The following is an 18,217-nucleotide window of genomic DNA, read 5'->3' on the forward strand; positions in this document are numbered from 1 at the left end:
CGGGGGGGGGGGGGGCCCCCCCCCCCCCCCCCGCCGGGGGGGGGGCGCCCCCCCCCCCCCGGGGCCCCCCGCCGGCCCCCCCCCCGGCCCCCCCCCCCCCCCCCCCCCCCACGACCGGGGTGCTCAGACGGTGGGCTGGCTCGGCACCTTGAGGTGCTGGGACAGCCACTCCAGCGAGGACGGCAGCAGCGCGCTCCAGGTCTCGAAGTTGTGGCCGCCGTTCTCCAGCATGGCGTACGAGACCTTCATCGGGCTCTGCACGGCGTCGATGAACGCCTCGGTCTGCTGCTTGTAGTCGCCGTCGCCCTTCTTGGTGCCGGAGAGCAGCACGGACACCTTCGGCTGCGGCAGGTTCTTCAGCCGCCACATCAGGTTCGCCTCGTCGCGGCGCTGCTTGCTGCCGCCGAACAGGTCGCCGGTGGTCGGGTCGTCGGCGGCGTCGTAGTACCCGGAGAGGGCGACGGCGGTCGGGAAGACGTCCGGGTGGCGCATGGCCAGCTTCACTGCGCAGTAGCCGCCGGTGGAGTTGCCCATGAAGGCCCAGGACTGCGGGTCGGTGGAGACCCGGTAGCTGGCCTCGATCGCCGAGGGGACGTCCTTGGTGAAGTACGTGTCGGACTGCGGGCCGTTCGGGATGTCCTCGCACTCGGTGTCCTGCGGCATGGCCGGCGAGGGCTTGACCATCACCATGACGGTCGGCTGCATCCGGCCCTCCTGCAGCAGCTTGAGGGCCGCACCCGGGTAGTTGAAGCGGGTGATCAGGTTCTCGGCGAGCCCGGGAAAGCCGGTGCTGACGATCACGGCCGGGAACTGCCGGTTCGCGTACTCGGGCTGGAAGTACTGCGGCGGCAGGTAGACGTAGCCCTCGGTGGAGAGCCGGCTGGTCTTGCCGTCGATGCGGACCTTGCGGATCTCGCCGGACTGGGCGGGCTCGCGGCCCACCGCGCCGCCGCCCTTGACCGAGGCGGTGCCGATCGTGTCCACGATCAGGCGACCGGAGGCGTCCGCCTTGTTGTGGATCACCACCGGGCCGGTGTCGCCGGTGCCCAGCAGGTCGTCCCAACTGCTGTAGAAGGCGAAGTAGTTGTTCGCGACCAGGCCGAGCGCGGCGAGCACCGCGAGCTGGGTGCCGAGCAGCGCGCCGATCCGGCCGAGCACCGCCCGCCAGTTCTTCCCGGCGAGTCTGGGCCACAGCCAGACCGTGCCGACCATCATCACGACGGCGATCAATACGGCCAGCGCCAGCACCTTGTGGCTCGTCAGACCCATGTCCTACTTGCTCCCACGCCTCGAACTCCCCGCCCCTCCGCTAGCTACAGGACACCCGAGGTCGTCGACCCGGTTCCCCCGCCGGGGCGCGCGAGGACCAACCCTAGCGGGAGCTGGGAGGGAGCTGATCGCGGGCTGGGGAGCGACGACGGGGCGGGCAGGTCACGGCCGACGGGTCACGACCGACGGGTAACAGATGACAGGTTTCAACTTTCAGACTTCAACTTTCAGCTTTCAGATTTCAACTTCTGTCATCTGTCAGCCGTCCGGCGCCGGCCGTCAGCCATTCGCTGTCAGCCGCAGCCCCGCCGTGAGCTCGCGCATGCAGCGGCCGCCGAGGTCCTGCGGGGAGCCCGGGCCGGTGACCGGGGCGTCGGAGGCGGCCCACTGCTCCAGCGCGACCCGGATCGCGGCCGTCGCGGCGGCGGCGGCCAGCCGGATCTCCAGCGAGTCGGTGCCGTCCGCACAGCGGGCGGCCAGGACGGTGCGCAGCCGCTCCTCCGAGCCCGCGTGGACGCGCTGCCAGGTGCCGTCGAGCCGGGGGTCGCGCAGCAGGCTGCGGGTCCAGTGCATCGCCTCGACGGCCGCGTCGTCGGCCGGGGTCAGCGATGCGACGGCCGAGCGTTCCAGCGCCTCGCGCAGCGGGAGGTCCGCCGGGCTATCGGCGAGCAGCTCGACCCACCGCTGTCCGCCCGCCGCGAGCAGCGGGGCGACGGCGTCCTCCTTGACCGAGAAGTAGCGGTAGAAGGTGCGCAGCGAGATGCCGGCGGCGAGGGCGATCTCCTCGGCGGTGGTCGCCTCGACGCCCCGTTCGGCGAAGAGTGCGGCGGCGGTGCGGGCGATGTCGAGGCGGGTGGCCTCGCGGCGGCGCTGGTTCAGGGTGGGGCGTCCGGTCACGGGCTCAGCGTACGCGGCCCACTGCCACTTCGGCGTGACCTGCCGATATGGCACGACAAGACTTATTGGCACAACGTGCCATGCGGGCGTACCGTGTCTCTTGAGGTCGAGAGGCCACGAACGAACGGAGTACCACCATGGAGCGCTTCAGCGGACGGAACGTCCTGATCACCGGCGGCGGCTCGGGCATCGGCCAGGCGACCGTGCACCGGATCCTCGCCGAGGGCGGCAGCGTCGTCGCCGTCGACGTCAACGAGGACGGCCTGAAGAAGACCCGGGACCGCGCCACCGCGGACGGCACCGCGGACCGCCTCACCCTCCAGGTCCTGGACATCGCGGACGAGACCGCCGTCGTCGCGGGCGTGGCCGAGGCGGTCGCGGGTCTGGGCGGCCTGGACGTCCTGGTCAACGCGGCCGGCATCCTGCGCTCCTCGCACACCCACGAGACGACCCTGGAGTTCTGGAACAAGCTCCTCGCGGTGAACCTGACCGGCACCTTCCTGATGACCCGCGAGGCGCTCCCCGCGCTGCTCGCGGGCGGCAAGGGCGTGGTGGTCAACTTCAGTTCCACCTCGGCGGGCTTCGCCCACCCCTACATGGCCGCGTACGCCGCGACCAAGGGCGGCATCCAGTCCTTCACCCACGCCATCGCCTCGGAGTACTCCAAGCAGGGCCTGCGCGCGGTCTGCGTCGCGCCGGGCAGCATCGACAGCGGCATGACGAACAACCCCGGCCTGCCCGCCGACGCCGACTTCAGCCTGCTCGCCAAGCTCTCCCCCGCCCTCGGCCAGGGCTTCGCGGGCCCGGAGACGGTGGCCGGCGTGATCGCCATGCTCGCCTCCGACGACGGCGCGTTCGTCACCGGCACCGAGCTGCGGATCGACGGCGGCACCCACATGTGACCCGCCGGTCCGGCGGGCGGGCGGGGTCCGTGCCCTCCCCTGTGGGGCGCGGGCCCCGCCCGCCCGCGTCCAGGCCGCGGATCGCGCCAGAGCGGCCAGTCGTCGGGGGTGAGGGCGCGGAGGGTCGGCACGGCCGCCACCGTAAGGCTGCGGGCCGTCAGCCGGTGCGGGCGCGGGCGTGGCGGCGGCGCGGGGCGGGGTCGCGGCGGCCGTCCCGGCGGGCGGCGAGGGCGTTGCCCGCCGCCACGATGGCCGCGCCGACCAGCAGGAACGCCACCGTCATCAGGAAGCAGGCCCCGGCGACGCGCCGGTAGCCGCCGTGCCGGGCGGGGTCGAGGAACGGGTACGGGTACCAGTCGACGGCGTGCCCGCGCAGCAGCGTGTACGCCAGGTAGAGCAGGGGGACGACCAGCCAGCCGAGCAGCACGGTCGGGCGCAGCGGCCGGGCGGGCGGGTCGACCAGCCAGTCGGCGAGCACGACCAGCGGCATCGCGCGGTGGACGACGTCGTTCACCCACGGGATCACCAGCAGCTCCGGGTACTTCGCCAGGACCGTGCCGTAGACCAGGCCGGTGATCCCCAGGTAGAGCACCGCCGCCCCGCGCACCGCGTCCGGGACGGGCGGGCGGCCGGTGAGACCGGCCCAGCCGCCGTAGCCCAGGACGGCCAGCCCGACGAAGTTGCTGAGGTTGGTGAAGTAGCTGAAGTAGTTCACCACCCCGGTGGGGTCGGTCGCGGCGTGGTAGCCGTTGAGGCCGAGCGCGACGGCCAGGAAGACGGCGATGGCGAGCCGGGTGGGAGCGAGCCACGCGTGCATCGTCTCCTCCGCTCTCTGATTGCCCCAGCTCCGGGGGCGTGGTCCGGCAGGGCTACTCGGATTGAAACCCGGTCGGGAGGAGTCGGCCACAGGAGCGGGAGGCGGCGGGGCCCCGAGGGCGGCGCCGAGGGCTACGGCGCGCGCCAGTCGGCGGCGAGGGCGGCGGCCGGGTTGGCGGTGAGCAGCAGTTCGGGCAGCTCGGGGCCGAAACTGTGGGCCAGGCGCGGGGCGAGGTCGGTGAGCAGGCGGGCCGGGCCGCCGGCCTGGCGGGCGGTGCGGGTGGTGGTGTCGGCGCCGAGCAGCAGTCGGCCGGCGTGGCCGGCGTCGACCAGGTCGGCGATCAGGTCGAAGGCCTGGTGGTCGGCGGGGTGGCCGGCCCGGGAGGGGCTGTCCAGCGCGAGGTGGACGCCTTCGGCGGCGAGGCTGCGGTGCAGGGCCGGGTCGGGCAGGCGGGTGAGGTGGCCGAGGACGATCCGGTCGGGCCGGACGCCGTGCCGGCCGTGCAGGCGGTCCAGGATCTCGTGCGGGTCGCCGTCCGCTTCGAGGTGGACGGCGATCGGGGCGCCGGTGGCGTGGTGCGCCTCGGCGGCGGCCGCGTGCACCCGGCGGGTGTAGGCGGTGGTGGGGCCGGCGTCGGAGGCGATCTTGATCAGGCCGGCCCGGACGCCCCGGGGTGCGCCGGGCAGTCCGGTGGTCAGCTCGGCGACGAAGCGTTCGACGAGGTCCGGGTGGCCGGTGGACTCCGGGTCGACCGCCATCGGGAGGGCGTCCCGGCCGTAGTGGGCGGCCTGGTGGGCGCCGGTGGCGGCGACGAGGTGGACGCCCGTCGCCCGGGACAGCGTGGCGAGGGAGTCGGCGCCGCGGCCCATCCCGTACGGGGTCCACTGGACGAGGGTGCGGCCGCCGGCGGCGGCGAAGGCGCGCAGGACCTCCTCGGCGGCGGCCGGGTCGTCCAGCTCCTGGCCGGGGAGCAGCGGGCTGCGGATGAACAGGTGGTCGTGGGAATCGGTGGTGCCGAGCTCGGCGGGGTCGACGTCGCCGAGGACGGTACGGACGGTGCGCGCGGTGCCGGTCATGCCCGGGCCCGCTCGGGCTGGGGCGCGGGCGCGGCCTCGGACGCGGCCTCGGACGCGGCCTCGGACTGGGGCGCGGGCGCGGCCTCGGGCGCGGGCGCGGGCGCCGAACCGGACTCGGCGAGGGTGGCGGTGACGGCGCGGAGAGCGGCCAGGGCCTTGGGGACCCCGACGTACGGGGCGAGGTGGACGACCACCTCGGTGATCTCCTCCGGCGTCAGGCCGATCCGCAGGCTGTTGCGGACGTGGTCGGCGAGCTGCGGCTCCACGCCGCCGAGGGCGGTGAGGGCGGCCAGGTTGGCCACCTGGCGCTCGCGCAGGCCGAGGCCGGGGCGCTGGTAGGTCCCGCCGAAGAGGGCGGTGACGATCCAGTCGGGGAAGCCGGGGGCGACGGCGTCGAGGCCGCCGAGGGTGTCGACGGCGACCGGGCCGGCCAGGTCGGCGAGCAGGGCGTAGCCGGCCGCGCGGTCGAGCGGGGCGGGGGTGAGATCGGCGGGGATCAGCTGGGCGGACATGGCGGCGGAGAAACCTTTCACCAGTGGCGGCCGGCGGGCAGCCGGTCGAGTTCGGGGCTGGACAGGTGCAGCACCTGGTAGCGGATGCCGGGGGCGTCCTGCGGGGCCGGGCCGTGCCAGAGGGCGAACCGGAGCAGTTCCCAGCGGCTCGGGTCGACGGCGACGGCGGCGGTGTGCAGCGCGGGGTGGGCGGGGAGCTCGGCGAGCGCCCGCTCGACCGCCTCGGCGGGGTCGGCGGACTCCGGCAGCCGTACGGTCTCGCGGGTGGCGGTGGCCGGCGCCTCGGTCCGGGTGCCGTGGGCGACGCCGGCGCCGAGCCAGTGCCGGACGGTGGGGCGGCCGAAGTCGGCGCTCAGGCCGCGGAAGCCCGGGCCCCAGAGGAAGCCGTTCATGCCCTCGGGGGTGCGCCAGAGGTAGAACGGCGCGTACTGGTTGACCGGCGAGCCGTCCCGGCCGCGCTCGCGGACCAGGTACGCCTTGAGGCCGAGGCCGGGGTGGGCGTCCAGCAGGTGGCCCTTGTCGGCGACGCGCTTGCGGATGACGTCCATGTCGTAGTCGGCGGGGAGGGTGATCTCGTACTGCATGGCGTGCACGGCGGGGCTCCTGGGTTCTTCTGGCAGCGGTCGGGCGCGTGCCGCGGTTGCGTGCGGTGGCCGCGTGCGATGGCGCAGGTGTCGGGCCGGGTGTCCGGCTGGATGTCAGGCCGGATGTCAGGCCGCGCCGGGTGTCAGGCCGCGCGGTGGGCGGCCAGCAGGCCGAGGGCGCCGCGGGTCGCCTGCTCGAAGGGGCCGGCGTCGTCGGCCGCGCGGGCCAGGACGTAGCCGCCCTGGACGACGGCGACCACGGCGGCGGCGGTGTCGGCCGGGTCGAGGCCGGGGGCGAACTCGCCGGCGGCCTGGCCCTGCGCGACCAACTCGGCGATCCGGCCGCGCAGCCAGTCGAAGGTCTCCTCGACCGGGGCCCGCAGCTGCGGGTCGGCGACGACGTCCGGGTCCTGTGCCATCCGGCCGATCCGGCAGCCGCGCAGCACGTCGCGGTCGCGGTGCAGGTAGGCGGCGATGCGGTCGTAGGCGGTGCCGGGGGCGGCGAGGTCGGCCTCGGCGACGCCCCGCAGCTGCTCGGCGCTGCGGCGCAGGGCGGCGGCGGCGAGGTCCGGCTTGCCGGTGAAGTGGTGGTACATGCTGCCCTGGCCCACGCCGGAGCGCTGCTGGATGGCCTTGGGGCTGGTGCCGACGTAGCCGCGCTCCCAGAGGAGTTCCTGGGTGCTCTCGATGAGACGGTCCTGAGTGGTCACGTGGAACACTGTACATACCAGTAGGTACAGAGCGCCAGGGGATTCGCCGTTCCGGAGGAACGGGCGGCGGGAACGACTGAGGGCCGTGCGCCGCCCCCCGGCGGCCACGGCCCCTCGACCGTTCGTCCTCCCCCGCCCGGCCGGGCGGCATTCCGCCGCGAGTTGGTGGCGCGCGTCACGTCACGGAAAGTCGCCGACATGACGGACCGTGAGGAACGCCCGAGTGTCACACCGACCCTGCACCACACGGACATTGGCGACGGAGAGGCCTCCGGACCACCCGTCCGCCGCGACGACACGCCCGGCCCGCCGCGCGATCCGGAGGAGACCGGGGGTCGAACGCGCCGCGGCGGCTGGCAGGATGTCCGACATGAGCTACCTCGCCTCGGATGACCGCTACGCCTCGATGACCTACCGGAAGGCCGGCCGCAGCGGCGTGCGACTGCCCGCCGTCTCGCTCGGGCTCTGGCACAACTTCGGCGACGCCCAACCCCTGGACGTGCAGCGCGCGGTACTGCGCCGCGCCTTCGACCGGGGCGTCACCCACTTCGACCTGGCGAACAACTACGGCCCGCCGTACGGCAGTGCGGAGCGCAACTTCGGCTACCTGTACGCCCAGGACTTCCGGCCCTACCGCGACGAGCTGTTCATCGCCACCAAGGCCGGCTGGGACATGTGGCCCGGCCCGTACGGCGACGGCGGCAGCCGCAAGTACCTGCTCGCCAGCCTGGACCAGTCGCTGGGCCGGATGGGGCTCGACTACGTCGACGTCTTCTACTCCCACCGCTACGACCCCGAGACCCCCGTCGAGGAGACCATGGGGGCGCTGGACAGCGCGGTGCGGTCGGGCAAGGCGCTGTACGCCGCGATCTCCAACTACCCGGCGGAGCAGCACCGGGAGGCGGTGGCGATCCTGCGCGAGCTGGGGACGCCGGCACTGCTGAACCAGTCGGCGTACTCGATCCTCGACCGGCACGTGGAGGAGGGCGGCGTGCTGGACGCGGTGGGCGACACCCAGACCAGCCTGATCGCCTACTCGCCCCTCGCCCAGGGGCTTCTGACGGACCGTTACCTTTCCGGCGAGGTGCCGGCGGGTTCGCGGATGTCCATCGGGAAGTTCCTCACCGAGGAGGCGCTGACCGGCGAGAAGCTGGAGCGGCTGCGGGCACTGAACAAGGTCGCCGAGGGGCGCGGGCAGTCGCTGGCCCAGCTGGCGCTGTGCTGGGTGCTGCGGGACCCGCGAGTGGCCTCGGTGATCGTCGGCGCGAGCAGTGTCGCCCAGCTCGACCAGAACCTCGACGCCCTGGCCGGCGGGCCGCTGACGGCGGAGGAGCTGGCGGAGATCGACCGCCTGAGCCACTGACGGGACATCGGGCGCGGTCGGTGCGCAGTCGGCGCAGTCGGTGCGCAGTCGGCGGCGACGAACAGCGAACAACGAACAGATTTCAGCGAACAGATAACAGATGTTGAAATCTGTTATCTGTTCGCTGTTTTTTGTTCGCCGTTCGCCGTCGTTCGCCGCCGTTTCGCGCCGACCGTCAGCCCGCCGGGGTGTACTTGTAGCCGACCCGGCGGACCGTCACGATGCTGTCGCGGTAGGCCGGTCCGAGCTTGCGGCGCAGCCGGGCGACGTGGACGTCGACGGTGCGGCCGTCACCGACGTGGCCGTACCCCCACACCGCGGTGACCAGGTGGTCCCGGGTGTGGACGCGCTGCGGGTACTCGGTGAGGTGGGCGAGCAGCTCGAACTCCAGGTAGGTGAGGTCGAGCAGCCGCCCGTCGACGTAGGCGTTGCGCCGCTCGGCGTCGACGGTGACGCCGCGTCCGACCGGGCGCACCGGCCGGACGCCGGCCGGGGCGGGCGTTTCGGCGGGCGACGGCGCGGCCGCCGCCGGGGTCTCGGCGGGCACCAGCACCAGGTAGCCGACCATCGGCTGCCCGGCCGCACCGGCGAACTGCGTGCCGTACTGGGCGAGCAGCCCCGGCGGCAGCGCGCCCTGCGGCAGCGCGGCGACGACGGTCGCCCCCTCCGGCAGCGCGGCGAGCAGCGTCTGCGGCGCGGCCGGCGGCACCGGGACGCCGGCCGGGCGGCTCGGCGGGACGGGGGCCGAAGTGCGGTGGGGCGGAAGGTGGTTGGGCGTGGTGGCGGTGGGCAGGGAGCGGACCGCGCGCAGGTGCGGGGTCGCGGTGGGCAGGGGCAGGGTGGCCGTGGAGGAGGAAGACATGGTGCCGCTCATTTCGCGCGTGACGGACGGGGTGGAGTCGTCTGCGCGTCGACCGGGCGTCCTGCCGGTCGCCGAACCGGGCCGTCCAGGGGACGGGGGTTCAGCGGCCGGAGGGCCGGGACGCGCGGGGCGAGCCCGGACACGTCTGGTCGAACAGGTGCGGCTGCCGGGACGGCCAGAACGGTTCGAGGTCGGGGCGACCCCGGCGGCCGTCGACGGCGCGGCTCGCGCACCCGTTCCACCGGCCGGCGGTGCCGGCGCCGGGGGCGGGGGTCGTGCAGGCGTTGTTCACTGGTGGTCTCTCCGCGCGGCGGGGCGGTTTCGGGAGGCCGCGGACGTGCCGCGTGGGACGGGGTCCGCCGCGGCCTGGTCGGCGGGATCGAGGGTGCGTCGGGCGGCGGCCGGGCGTGGGCCGGGTTGCCGGGGACGTACCGGGACGGGCAGGTCCGGTCAGCGACAACAGGCGCTGCAGATCAGCGCGTGGTCGATGTAGCGGCGCACGGTGAGGGCCGGGACGGCACGGGGGGACACGGCGGGACCGGGACGTCGGTCGACGGTCATCCTGCTGCCCTCCCCCTCGTTGTCACGCGGTCGCGCCGCGGTCGTCTCCGCTCCCCCGGGCACGGCCGGGGGCGGCTTCGTCCACAGAGCCTTCCACGGCCGGGGTGGTCCAGGCAACCTTCCGCGCATCGAACGTCCGACATGCGGACATCCGGATGAGACGGCTGCGGCAGCGACGCCCCGGTGGGGTGGGGCGGGATCCGGCGAACTGGCTGGTCAGGCGCGGACGGTGGCGGCGCGGTGGCGGCCGGCGGCGGTGTGCTCGACGAGCGCGACCAGCACCTCCTTGCCGTCCTCCCGCAGCCGCGCGTCGCACAGCAGTACGGGAATGCCCGGGTCCAGGTCGAGGGCGTCCCGGACCTCGTCGACCTCGAAGCGCTCGGCGCCGTCGAAGCAGTTGACCGCGACCACGAACGGGATGCCGCGCCGCTCGAAGAAGTCGACCGAGGGGAAGCAGTCGGCGAGCCGCCGGGTGTCCGCGATCACCACCGCGCCGAGCGCGCCCCGCGCCAACTCGTCCCAGACGAACCAGAAGCGGTCCTGCCCGGGCGTGCCGAAGAGGTAGAGCGCGAGGCCGGGCTGCAGGTCGATCCGGCCGAAGTCCATCGCCACCGTGGTGGTGCGCTTCGTCTCGACGCCCGAGGTGTCGTCCACCGGGCGGCCCTGCTCGCTGAGCTCCTCCTCGGTGCGCAGCGGCCGGATCTCGCTGACCGAGCCGACCAGGGTGGTCTTGCCCGCGCCGAAGCCGCCGGCGACCAGGATCTTCACGGCCGCGGCCGGACCGCCGCGCCAGCGCGGTTCGGCGGCGCCGCCGCGCGTGGCCGGGGTGTGGTCAGAGCGCACGGAGTCCATTGATCACGTCTCGCAGCAGGCGCTCGTCCGGCAGCTCGGCGAGCGGAACGGGTCGGGTGACGCTGATCAGCTCGGCGTCGTAGAGGTCGCCGAGCAGGACTCGCACCACGCTGACCGGCAGGTCGGTGAAGGAGCCCAACTCGGCGACGGACAGCGGTTCGTGGCGGCACCAGGCGAGGATGGACTGGTGCTCCGGGGTGAGGCCGTGCGCGGGCACGCCGCCCGATTCCGGCCGGGGCTCGGCGGCGGTGATCAGCGAGATCAGGTCGAACAGGCCCTCCTCGACCGGCCGGGTGCGGCCCCGGGTCATCGAGTAGAGCCGCACCACCGGGCCGGCCTCGTCGTCGAACCAGCGCTCCTCGGTCTGGGCGCGCGGACGGAACAGGTCGACCTCGGGCCCGTCGCCCGGGTCGGCCTGCTCCGTCTCCGTCGACTCCTGCGCGCCGGACGGCAGTTCAGGGCCGTCCGGCGCTTCGCGGTCGGCCGGCACCCGGGCGCCGTCCGCCGCGACCTTCGAATCCGCCATCGGACGGTCTACCTCCCGGGCGGGGCGATTTCGGTGCGCGGCTCGGCGGCCATGTGCTCGCCGACCCGCTTGACCAGCAGGGCCATCTCGTAGGCGATCTGGCCGATGTCCGCCTCGGCCTCGCTCAGCACGGCCAGGCAACTGCCGTCGCCGGCCGCCGTGATGAACAGGAACGCCTCGTCCAGCTCGATCATGGTCTGGCGGACGCCGCCGACCTTGAAGTGGCTGCCGGCGCCCTTGGCGAGGCTGTGGAAGCCGGCCGCGACGGCGGCCAGGTGCTCGGCGTCCTCCCGGTCCAGGTCGCGGGAGGCACCGGTGGCCAGACCGTCGTTGGAGAGGATCACCGCGTGCCGAAGGGCCGCCACGCGCCCCACCAGGTCGTCCAGGAGCCAGTTGAGGTCCCCGGACGGCTGCGTCGAAATGGTCATGAATCGGTTCCTTCCGATGGAGCGGGTGATGCGGGTGATGCCGTTGGTGCTGATGCCGATGATGCCGTTGATGCCGTTGATGCCGATGGTGCGGGTGCTTCCGGTCCTGCAGAGGTCGTGGGCGGTACGCGCGAGGCGGACCGCAGCGGCACGGCGGGCGGTCCCGGCGGGACCCGGCGGGCCAGCCGGGCCCGGCTGCCGTCCGCCGGTCCGGGCAGCGCCGCCGGGGCGGGCGCCGGGCTGATCGCGCGACGGGACGGGTCCGGCGGGAGCCAGGCGGGCCGGGTGCTCCCCCGCTCCGCGCCGTCCGCCCGGTCGGCACCGTCCGCCGGATCGCTCGGGGCGCTCGGGGTACTGGGCCCGGCCGGGGCGCCCGGAGCGGTGGACGTGGACGGCCCGGTGGCACCGCGGCCGCGGGTGAAGCCGCGCTGGAAGGAGGCGAAGGTGGCCCGGGCCTCCTCGGGCGAGCGTTCGCGGGCGTCCCGGGCGTCCCGGGCGTCGGTCGCGGCGCGCTCCCCGGCCCCGCCTGGGCCGACGCCCGCGCGGAACCGTTCCTTCGCCTGTCCCTTGAGCTGCGGAGCCAGGTTCGCCTGCCGGACCCGCCGGGGCAGGCCGCCCGCCGTCCGGGTCGCGGCACCGCCGGGCGCGGCACCCGCGGGTACCGAAGCCAGGGGCGCGGCGTCGACCGGCCGGACGTCCGCCACCGGAGCCACCGGTGCCACCGGAGCCTCCGCGGCCCGGTCCGGCACCGCCTCCGGCCGCCGGTGCCGCCCGGTGGGCGACTCGCCGTCAGCGGGCGTCCCACCCTCGGCCTCGGCCCCGGGCGAGGGCACCAGCACCGGCCCGCCCCGGCCCCGGGCGGCCCGGCGCGGCAGGCCGCCCGCCGTCCGCCCGGCCTCGGGCGCGGACGGCCGGGGGCCGCCGGCCACCCGGTGCCGCCCGCCCGTGGCGTCGGCGCTCCGGGCGCCCGCGCTCCGGTCCGCGTCCGGGCCGGCCGCGGCGCCGACCCCGGCACCGGCGGGCACGGCCACCAGCTCGCGCGGCCCGCGCCGCCCGGACGCCCCGGTGCCCCCCGCAGACCCGCCGGCCCGGCCGGGCCCGGAGACCCCAGCGGCCCCGGAGGCCCCGGCCGCCGGCGGCTCCGGCAGCCCGTCCTGTGCCTCCGCGAGCAGTTCGCGCGGGATGAGCACGACGGCCGTCGTCCCGCCGTACGGCGAGGGCCGCAGGTGCACCCGGACACCGTGCCGCCGGGCGAGCCGGCTGACCACGAAGAGGCCCAGCCGGTCGGTGTCGGCGAGGTCGAACTCCTGCTCCACGGCGAGGCGTTCGTTGATCTCGGCGAGCAGCTGCTCGCTCAGTCCGAGCCCGCGGTCGTCGATCTCCAGCGCGAAGCCGTGCGCCACGACCTCGCCCTGGACGGTGACCTGGGTGCTGGGCGGGGAGAACACGGCGGCGTTCTCGACGAGTTCGGCGACCAGGTGGGTGATGTCGGCGACGGCGCTGCCGAGCAGCCCGGTGCCGGGGAACGGCCGGACGATCACCCGGGCGTAGTCCTCGACCTCGCCGACCGCCGCGCGCACCACGTCGACCATCCGGACGGGCTTGCGCCAGGCCCGCCCGGGCGAGCCGCCGGCCAGGATGATCAGGCCCTCGGCGTGGCGGCGCATGCGGGTGGTGAGGTGGTCGACCTTGAACAGGTCCTCCAGCTCGGCCGGGTCCTCGGTGCGGCGCTCCATGGTGTCCAGCAGGGTGAGCTGGCGGTGCAGCAGCACCTGGCTGCGGCGGGCGAGGTTGACGAACACGGCGGAGACGCCGCGGCGCAGTTCGGCCTGTTCGACGGCGGCTTCGATCGCGGTCCGCTGGACTTCGTTGAAGGCCTGGCCGACCTGCCCGATCTCGGCCTGCCCGAAGTGGAGTTCGGGCGCCTCGGCGGCCACGTCGACGGCCTCGCCGCGGCGCAGCCGGAGCATGACGGAGGGCAGCCGGGTGCTCGCGAGCTCGTTGGCGGCGTTGCGCAGGCCGATGAGTTCGCGGGCCAGGCCGCGGCCGATCCGGAAGGAGATCAGCACCGAGAGCACGACGGCGACGAGGCCGACCGCCCCGGCGATGCCGGCGCGCAGCAGCGCGGAGAGCGAGGCGGAGTGGCCGCGCTCGTCGAGCCCGGCGGCGATCCGGCTGTTGATCGCGGACAGGTCGGTGAGGGAGCGGTCGGCGGTCTCGCGCCAGCTGCCGCCGGCGAGCGCCTGGCCGACCCGTTCGGGGCCGCCGGCGCCGACGAAGTCGGCTTCGGCGCGGGTCAGCGCGGACCAGGCGTCGCTGCCGCGCAGGGCGATGTAGTCGGACTGGTCGGCGGGGTCGAGTTCGGCGATGTAGACGGTGAACAGGGCCTGCTGGTTGTGCAGGGCGTCGAGGGCGACCTGGTACTGCTCGGCGGTGGGCTTGGCGGCCGCGGTGTGCAGGCCCTCCATCGCCGCGTCCTCCTCGGAGAGGTACTCGCGGGCGCGCTCCAGTTCGATCAGGATGGTGCCCTGGCGCGGGAGTTGGCCGCTCTGCCGGGCGACGTAGGCGGAGCGGAAGCCGAACACGGGCTTGATCAGGTCGCTGTACTGGCCGAGCGCGAACTCCCAGTTCAGCGCGGCACGGCCGACCTGGGCGCGCAGCGGGCCGAGCTGGTCGGCGGCGGCGAGGACCTGCAGGTAGCGGCCGCGCTGGCTCTGGGAGAGCCGGCCGCCGGATTCGTCCTTCTTCTCCCGCAGCACGGTCAGGGTGCGGTCGGTGGCGGCCCTGGCGTGTTCGAAGGCGTCCCGGGCGACGGGCGAGTTCGGGTCGGCGAGGCGCTGGACGGCGGCGCGGCGCTCGCCCTGGAGGGCGTCGGCGTAGTCGTCGACGCGGGGGCCGAACTCCTTGTACGTACGGCTGATCTCCAGCTGGTTCCAGACGTCGCCGGTGGTGGCGAGGGTCGCGTACACCCACAGGGCGGTGAGCGCGACGATGGGCACCAGGAGCAGCGCGATGATCTTCGCGCGGATCGAGCTGCTGCGCAGACGCATGGAGTCCTCGGTCGGGAGTGTGCCAGGCGCGGGCTGGTCGGCGTGGGTCGTACGTCGTCGGAACGGGCCTGGCCGGAGCCCCGGCCGCAGGTCTGCGAGACTCTACTACGCCCTGACCACTCGTTCGAGGGTCGAATTCCCCCGCTCCGTCCACGCGGCCTCCACACTCGGCCCGCCTTGCCCCGGACACGTCAGGAAAGCGCCCCGATCGCCGCCGATTCGCGCCCGGATCGTCCGCTCACGCCCGATTTGCGACCCGGTGCGGCGCTGTCGCGGGCCTTCCCGGGATCTTCTCGGCAGCGACACTTCCGGTGCGAATCGGTGCCGATCTCGTCGCGTCACCGTCACAACCCTGGGCAGTGACAGGGCGATCCGATAGTTTCGCTGCACCCGCGCCGCCGCCCCCGTGCCGGGGCAGCCGGGGCGGGCCACCAGTCGCGCGCCGCACGGGCGGGCGGGCCGCGAGAGGCGAACGGGGAGGACTGTGCGCGAGTTCACCACGCCCGCCCTGCCCGGCCCCCCGCCCACCGGAGGCATCGCCGACTCCGTCTACGACACCGCCGAGCGCTCCCCCGAACTGGTCCAGCTCTCCCGCCAGGACCCGGACGGACGCTGGCGGGACGTCACCGCCCGCCGCTTCCGGGACGAGGTGCTGGCCCTCGCCAAGGGCCTGCTCACCCGCGGCGTGCGCTACGGCGACCGGGTCGCCCTGATGTCCCGCACCCGCTACGAGTGGACGCTCTTCGACTACGCGCTCTGGTCGATCGGCGCCGTCTCCGTCCCGATCTACCCGACCTCGGCGCCCGACCAGGTGCGCTGGATCCTCGCCGAGACCCAGGCGGTGGCCTGCCTGGTCGAGGACGAGGACGCCGCGATGACCGTCGGCGCCGTCTGCGACGCGCTGCCCGACCTGACCGGCATCTGGCAGCTCGACCACGACTGCGTCGCCGCGATCACCGAGGACGGCCACGGCGTGCCCGACTCCCTGGTGCACCGCCAGCGGCTCGGCGTCGCCGCCGAGAACATCGCCACCGTCGTCTACACCTCCGGCACCACCGGCCGCCCCAAGGGCTGCCTGATCACCCACGGCAACCTCGCCGCCGAGGCCGACGCCATGCTCGGCGGCTGGGGCGACGTCCTGCACGACACCGGCGGCGAACAGCCCGCCACCCTGCTCTTCCTGCCACTGACGCACGTGTACGCGCGGGCCGTGCAGATCGCCTCGATCCGCGGCGGCCTGCGCATCGGCCACCTGCCGCAGGTGTCCACCGACGCGATGCTGCCCGCCCTGGCGGTCTTCCGGCCGACCTTCCTGCTCACCGTCCCGTACATCCTGGAGAAGCTCCTCCAGCAGGCCCGGCAGGCCGCCGAGAACGCCGGGCGCGGCGAACTCTTCGAACAGGCACGGCAGGTGGCCGTCGACTGGGCCACCGCCAAGGAGCAGAAGGCCTTCGGACGCGGCCCCGGGCCCGGCGCCGGCCTGCGGCTGCGCCACATCGCCTACGACCGCGCCGTCTACCAGAAGCTGCGCGGCGTGCTCGGCGGCCGGATCCGCACCGTGATGTGCGGCGGGTCCTCGCTGCGCCGCGAGCTGGCCCTGTTCTTCACCGGCGCCGGCCTGCAGCTGTACGAGGGGTACGGGCTGACCGAGACCTCGGGCGCGATGGTCGCCAACCCGGCCGGGCGGCAGAAACTCGGCACCGTCGGGCAGCCGCTCGCGGACTGCACCGTGGTGCTGGCCGACGACGGCGAGGTGTGGCTGCGCGGACCCACGATCTTCGGCGGCTACCTCAACCACCCGCAGTGCACGGCCGACGCGCTGGTGGACGGCTGGTTCGCCACCGGCGACCTGGGCCGCCTCGACCAGGACGGCTACCTCAGCATCACCGGCCGCAAGAAGGACCTGATCGTCACCAGCAACGGCAAGAACCTCGCCCCGGCGGCGCTGGAGGAACGCGTCCAGGCGCACCCGCTGGTCTCCCAGTGCCTGGTGGTGGGCGACGACCGTCCGTACGTGGGCGCCCTGATCACCCTCGACCCGAGCGCGCTGGCGCACTGGCTCAAGTCGCACGGGCGGGAGCAGCTGGACACCTGGTCGGTGCTCGCGGACGAGCAGCTTCACGTGGAGATCCAGCGGGCGGTGGCGGCGGCGAACGCGGCGGTGTCCCGGGCCGAGTCGATCCGCGCGTTCCGGCTGCTGCCACGGGAGTTCAGCCAGGATCAGGGGCTGCTGACGCCCTCGCTCAAGCTGCGGCGCGAGGCGATCACCCGGCACCACGCGCAGGACATCGAGGAACTGTACGCGTCCTGACGGTTCGTCTGAGACGGTGCGGCGGCGGGAGGTTGTCCGGCGGCCGGGCGCCTCGGGCGGCAGCTCGCGGCGACTCGGCGCGACTTGCGGCGGCTCACTGCGGTTCACGGCGGCTCGCGGCGGTTCACCCGCCGTTCCCTTGACGGGCCGATTGGTCCAGTCCATTGTTTCTGTTCGGTCCGCGTGCGGGCGCACCACCCACCGCTCCCGCCCCTCCGGGAGCGCCCGGTTCCACGGCTCTGACACCGTCCCGCCCTCCCCACGGGCGGGTTCCCCCACCCGCAGGAGTCCTCACGTGTCCATGTCCACGCGTCTGTCCGCGCTGGCCGCCTCCGTCACCCTGCTCACCGGCCTCGCCGCCCCGGCGGCCTCCGCCGACCAGCCGCCCGCACCCGCCGGGGGGCCGGTCGTCAACCTGGCCACCAACCCGGGCTTCGAACTGCCCGCGCCCGACCTGGCCGACTGGGGCAGCATCCCGGGCTGGAACTGCACCGGGGGCCCGGCCGAGGCCGCCGTCACCACCACCGCCCCGCACTCCGGCACCTCCGCCCTCACCGTCACCCCGGCCGGGCCCGACTCCACCGGCGAGTGCGCGCAGACCGTCGCCGTCCAGCCGAACACCACCTACACCGCCTCGGCCTGGGTGCGCGGCAGCTTCGTCCACCTCGGCGCCACCGGCACCGGCAGAGACGTCGCCCCCGCCTGGACGGAGACCACCGGCGGCGGCTGGCAGCAGCTCACCACCCGCTTCACCACCGGCCCGAACGCCCGCAGCATCCGGCTGTACGTCCACGGCTGGTACCAGCAGGGCCCGTTCTCCGTCGACGACGTCCACGTCGACGGCCCCGCGCCCGCCCCCGCCGTCCAGACCGGCAGCGTGCCGACCGACGACAAGGTCGTCTTCTTCACCGTCGACGACGGCTGGCAGCGCACCCCCGAGGCGGAGAAGTTCATCGCCGACCACCACCTGCCGATCACCACGTTCCCGCTGCCGATGCCCGCCGGCACCGACCCGGGCTTCTTCCGGCGCGTCACCGCCGTGCCCGGCTCCTCCGTCCAGGACCACAGCGTCTCGCACTCCGACCTCAGCAAGCTGCCGCTCGACCGGCAGCAGGTCGAGATCTGCGACGCCCGCGACGCCATGACCCGGCTCTTCGGCACCGCGCCCGTGCTGTTCCGCCCGCCGTTCTTCGCCTGGAACGCCGACACCCTGCAGGCCGCCGCCAACTGCGGCATCCGCACCGTGCTCACCGCCGACGCCGACTTCAGCTGGGGCGCCGCCAACATCTGGCACCCCGGCCCGCTGCAGCCCGGAGACGTGGTGCTGATGCACTGGAGCGACACCCTCGCCACCGACCTGCAGCGCGTCCTCGCCGCCGCCGACGCGGCCGGGCTCAAGCCCGCCGGGATCGTCGACCACCTGAACTGACGCCGCCCTCGGCTCCCCCCCCGGAACGGGAGCCGACAACGCCGGTGCCGCCGCCCCCTCCCGTTGCG

At 74.5% G+C, this 18,217-nt stretch carries 16 protein-coding genes; 4 read left to right on the top strand and 12 right to left on the bottom strand.

Annotated features, from left to right (window positions below; translation table 11 throughout):
• Nucleotides 1-123: 123 nt before the first annotated feature.
• Together ACPC54_RS05755 and ACPC54_RS05760 are read right to left on the bottom strand one after the other, a co-directional pair.
• The gene (locus tag ACPC54_RS05755) at nucleotides 124-1,269 is read right to left on the bottom strand and encodes an alpha/beta hydrolase (protein ID WP_498961581.1); all 1,146 of its coding nucleotides are present in this window, start codon (nucleotides 1,267-1,269) and stop codon (nucleotides 124-126) included.
• Between the two features lie 279 nt (nucleotides 1,270-1,548).
• Nucleotides 1,549-2,166 (bottom strand): TetR family transcriptional regulator, encoded by a 618-nt coding sequence (locus ACPC54_RS05760; protein WP_498961583.1) that lies wholly within the window; start codon nucleotides 2,164-2,166, stop codon nucleotides 1,549-1,551.
• A 137-nt stretch (nucleotides 2,167-2,303) separates the two neighbouring features.
• On the opposite strand from ACPC54_RS05760, the gene ACPC54_RS05765 reads away from it, so the two are divergent.
• Nucleotides 2,304-3,068 carry an SDR family NAD(P)-dependent oxidoreductase gene (locus ACPC54_RS05765; protein WP_498961586.1) on the top strand — a complete coding sequence of 255 codons (765 nt, stop codon included), beginning with the start codon at nucleotides 2,304-2,306 and terminating at the stop codon, nucleotides 3,066-3,068.
• 157 nt (nucleotides 3,069-3,225) lie between these two features.
• Here the strand turns inward: ACPC54_RS05765 and ACPC54_RS05770 are convergent, their stop codons facing one another.
• From ACPC54_RS05770 to ACPC54_RS05790, 5 genes are all read right to left on the bottom strand, one after another.
• Nucleotides 3,226-3,885 carry a Pr6Pr family membrane protein gene (locus ACPC54_RS05770; protein ID WP_498961588.1) on the bottom strand — a complete coding sequence of 220 codons (660 nt, stop codon included), beginning with the start codon at nucleotides 3,883-3,885 and terminating at the stop codon, nucleotides 3,226-3,228.
• Between the two features lie 131 nt (nucleotides 3,886-4,016).
• A complete protein-coding gene (locus ACPC54_RS05775) occupies nucleotides 4,017-4,961 on the bottom strand; it encodes a phosphotriesterase family protein (protein ID WP_498961590.1) in 945 nt (314 codons plus the stop codon).
• Nucleotides 4,958-5,473, bottom strand: a complete 516-nt coding sequence (locus tag ACPC54_RS05780; protein ID WP_498961592.1) for a carboxymuconolactone decarboxylase family protein — start codon at nucleotides 5,471-5,473, stop codon at nucleotides 4,958-4,960. Before ACPC54_RS05780 ends, ACPC54_RS05775 begins: the two co-directional genes overlap by 4 nt.
• A 17-nt stretch (nucleotides 5,474-5,490) precedes the next feature.
• Nucleotides 5,491-6,066, bottom strand: a complete 576-nt coding sequence (locus ACPC54_RS05785) for a DUF4865 family protein (RefSeq protein WP_498961595.1) — start codon at nucleotides 6,064-6,066, stop codon at nucleotides 5,491-5,493.
• Between the two features lie 134 nt (nucleotides 6,067-6,200).
• A complete protein-coding gene (locus ACPC54_RS05790) occupies nucleotides 6,201-6,767 on the bottom strand; it encodes a TetR/AcrR family transcriptional regulator (RefSeq protein WP_498961597.1) in 567 nt (188 codons plus the stop codon).
• A gap of 370 nt (nucleotides 6,768-7,137) precedes the next feature.
• Between ACPC54_RS05790 and ACPC54_RS05795 the strand changes: the two genes are divergently transcribed.
• Complete coding sequence (locus ACPC54_RS05795) at nucleotides 7,138-8,130, top strand: aldo/keto reductase (RefSeq protein ID WP_498961599.1); 993 nt, start codon at nucleotides 7,138-7,140, stop codon at nucleotides 8,128-8,130.
• 175 nt (nucleotides 8,131-8,305) lie between these two features.
• Here ACPC54_RS05795 and ACPC54_RS05800 read toward each other — a convergent pair whose 3' ends face one another.
• The 5 genes from ACPC54_RS05800 to ACPC54_RS05820 form a co-directional block, all read right to left on the bottom strand.
• Nucleotides 8,306-8,992, bottom strand: coding sequence for a winged helix-turn-helix domain-containing protein (locus ACPC54_RS05800; RefSeq protein WP_498961601.1), 687 nt, complete (start codon nucleotides 8,990-8,992; stop codon nucleotides 8,306-8,308).
• Between the two features lie 777 nt (nucleotides 8,993-9,769).
• Nucleotides 9,770-10,396, bottom strand: a complete 627-nt coding sequence (locus tag ACPC54_RS05805; RefSeq protein ID WP_498961603.1) for a GTP-binding protein — start codon at nucleotides 10,394-10,396, stop codon at nucleotides 9,770-9,772.
• Nucleotides 10,386-10,715: a DUF742 domain-containing protein gene (locus tag ACPC54_RS05810; RefSeq protein WP_498962419.1), complete on the bottom strand. Its 330-nt coding sequence runs from the start codon at nucleotides 10,713-10,715 to the stop codon at nucleotides 10,386-10,388. The genes ACPC54_RS05805 and ACPC54_RS05810 overlap by 11 nt, the downstream gene beginning before the upstream one ends.
• A 224-nt stretch (nucleotides 10,716-10,939) precedes the next feature.
• The gene (locus ACPC54_RS05815) at nucleotides 10,940-11,359 is read right to left on the bottom strand and encodes a roadblock/LC7 domain-containing protein (RefSeq protein WP_498961605.1); all 420 of its coding nucleotides are present in this window, start codon (nucleotides 11,357-11,359) and stop codon (nucleotides 10,940-10,942) included.
• Nucleotides 11,356-14,409 carry a sensor histidine kinase gene (locus tag ACPC54_RS05820; RefSeq protein WP_498961607.1) on the bottom strand — a complete coding sequence of 1,018 codons (3,054 nt, stop codon included), beginning with the start codon at nucleotides 14,407-14,409 and terminating at the stop codon, nucleotides 11,356-11,358. Before ACPC54_RS05820 ends, ACPC54_RS05815 begins: the two co-directional genes overlap by 4 nt.
• 484 nt (nucleotides 14,410-14,893) lie before the next feature.
• Here ACPC54_RS05820 and ACPC54_RS05825 point away from each other — a divergent pair, with 484 nt between their 5' ends.
• Entirely contained in the window at nucleotides 14,894-16,720 is a 1,827-nt protein-coding gene (locus tag ACPC54_RS05825) for an AMP-dependent synthetase/ligase (RefSeq protein ID WP_498961609.1), read from the top strand.
• A 301-nt stretch (nucleotides 16,721-17,021) separates the two neighbouring features.
• A complete protein-coding gene (locus ACPC54_RS05830) occupies nucleotides 17,022-18,149 on the top strand; it encodes a polysaccharide deacetylase family protein (RefSeq protein WP_498961611.1) in 1,128 nt (375 codons plus the stop codon).
• Nucleotides 18,150-18,217: the final 68 nt, after the last annotated feature.

Source organism: Kitasatospora sp. NPDC094028 (genome assembly GCF_049543595.1).
Lineage (GTDB): Bacteria > Actinomycetota > Actinomycetes > Streptomycetales > Streptomycetaceae > Kitasatospora.

Bases quoted from the DNA above. Each gene is read 5' to 3' on its own strand.
- ACPC54_RS05755 (WP_498961581.1), bottom strand. From the start codon at position 1,269: ATGGGTCTGACGAGCCACAAGGTGCTGGCGCTGGCCGTATTGATCGCC.
- ACPC54_RS05765 (WP_498961586.1), top strand. From the start codon at position 2,304: ATGGAGCGCTTCAGCGGACGGAACGTCCTGATCACCGGCGGCGGCTCG.
- ACPC54_RS05770 (WP_498961588.1), bottom strand. From the start codon at position 3,885: ATGCACGCGTGGCTCGCTCCCACCCGGCTCGCCATCGCCGTCTTCCTG.
- ACPC54_RS05775 (WP_498961590.1), bottom strand. From the start codon at position 4,961: ATGACCGGCACCGCGCGCACCGTCCGTACCGTCCTCGGCGACGTCGAC.
- ACPC54_RS05780 (WP_498961592.1), bottom strand. From the start codon at position 5,473: ATGTCCGCCCAGCTGATCCCCGCCGATCTCACCCCCGCCCCGCTCGAC.
- ACPC54_RS05795 (WP_498961599.1), top strand. From the start codon at position 7,138: ATGAGCTACCTCGCCTCGGATGACCGCTACGCCTCGATGACCTACCGG.
- ACPC54_RS05800 (WP_498961601.1), bottom strand. From the start codon at position 8,992: ATGTCTTCCTCCTCCACGGCCACCCTGCCCCTGCCCACCGCGACCCCG.
- ACPC54_RS05810 (WP_498962419.1), bottom strand. From the start codon at position 10,715: ATGACCCGGGGCCGCACCCGGCCGGTCGAGGAGGGCCTGTTCGACCTG.
- ACPC54_RS05815 (WP_498961605.1), bottom strand. From the start codon at position 11,359: ATGACCATTTCGACGCAGCCGTCCGGGGACCTCAACTGGCTCCTGGAC.
- ACPC54_RS05820 (WP_498961607.1), bottom strand. From the start codon at position 14,409: ATGCGTCTGCGCAGCAGCTCGATCCGCGCGAAGATCATCGCGCTGCTC.
- ACPC54_RS05830 (WP_498961611.1), top strand. From the start codon at position 17,022: ATGTCCACGCGTCTGTCCGCGCTGGCCGCCTCCGTCACCCTGCTCACC.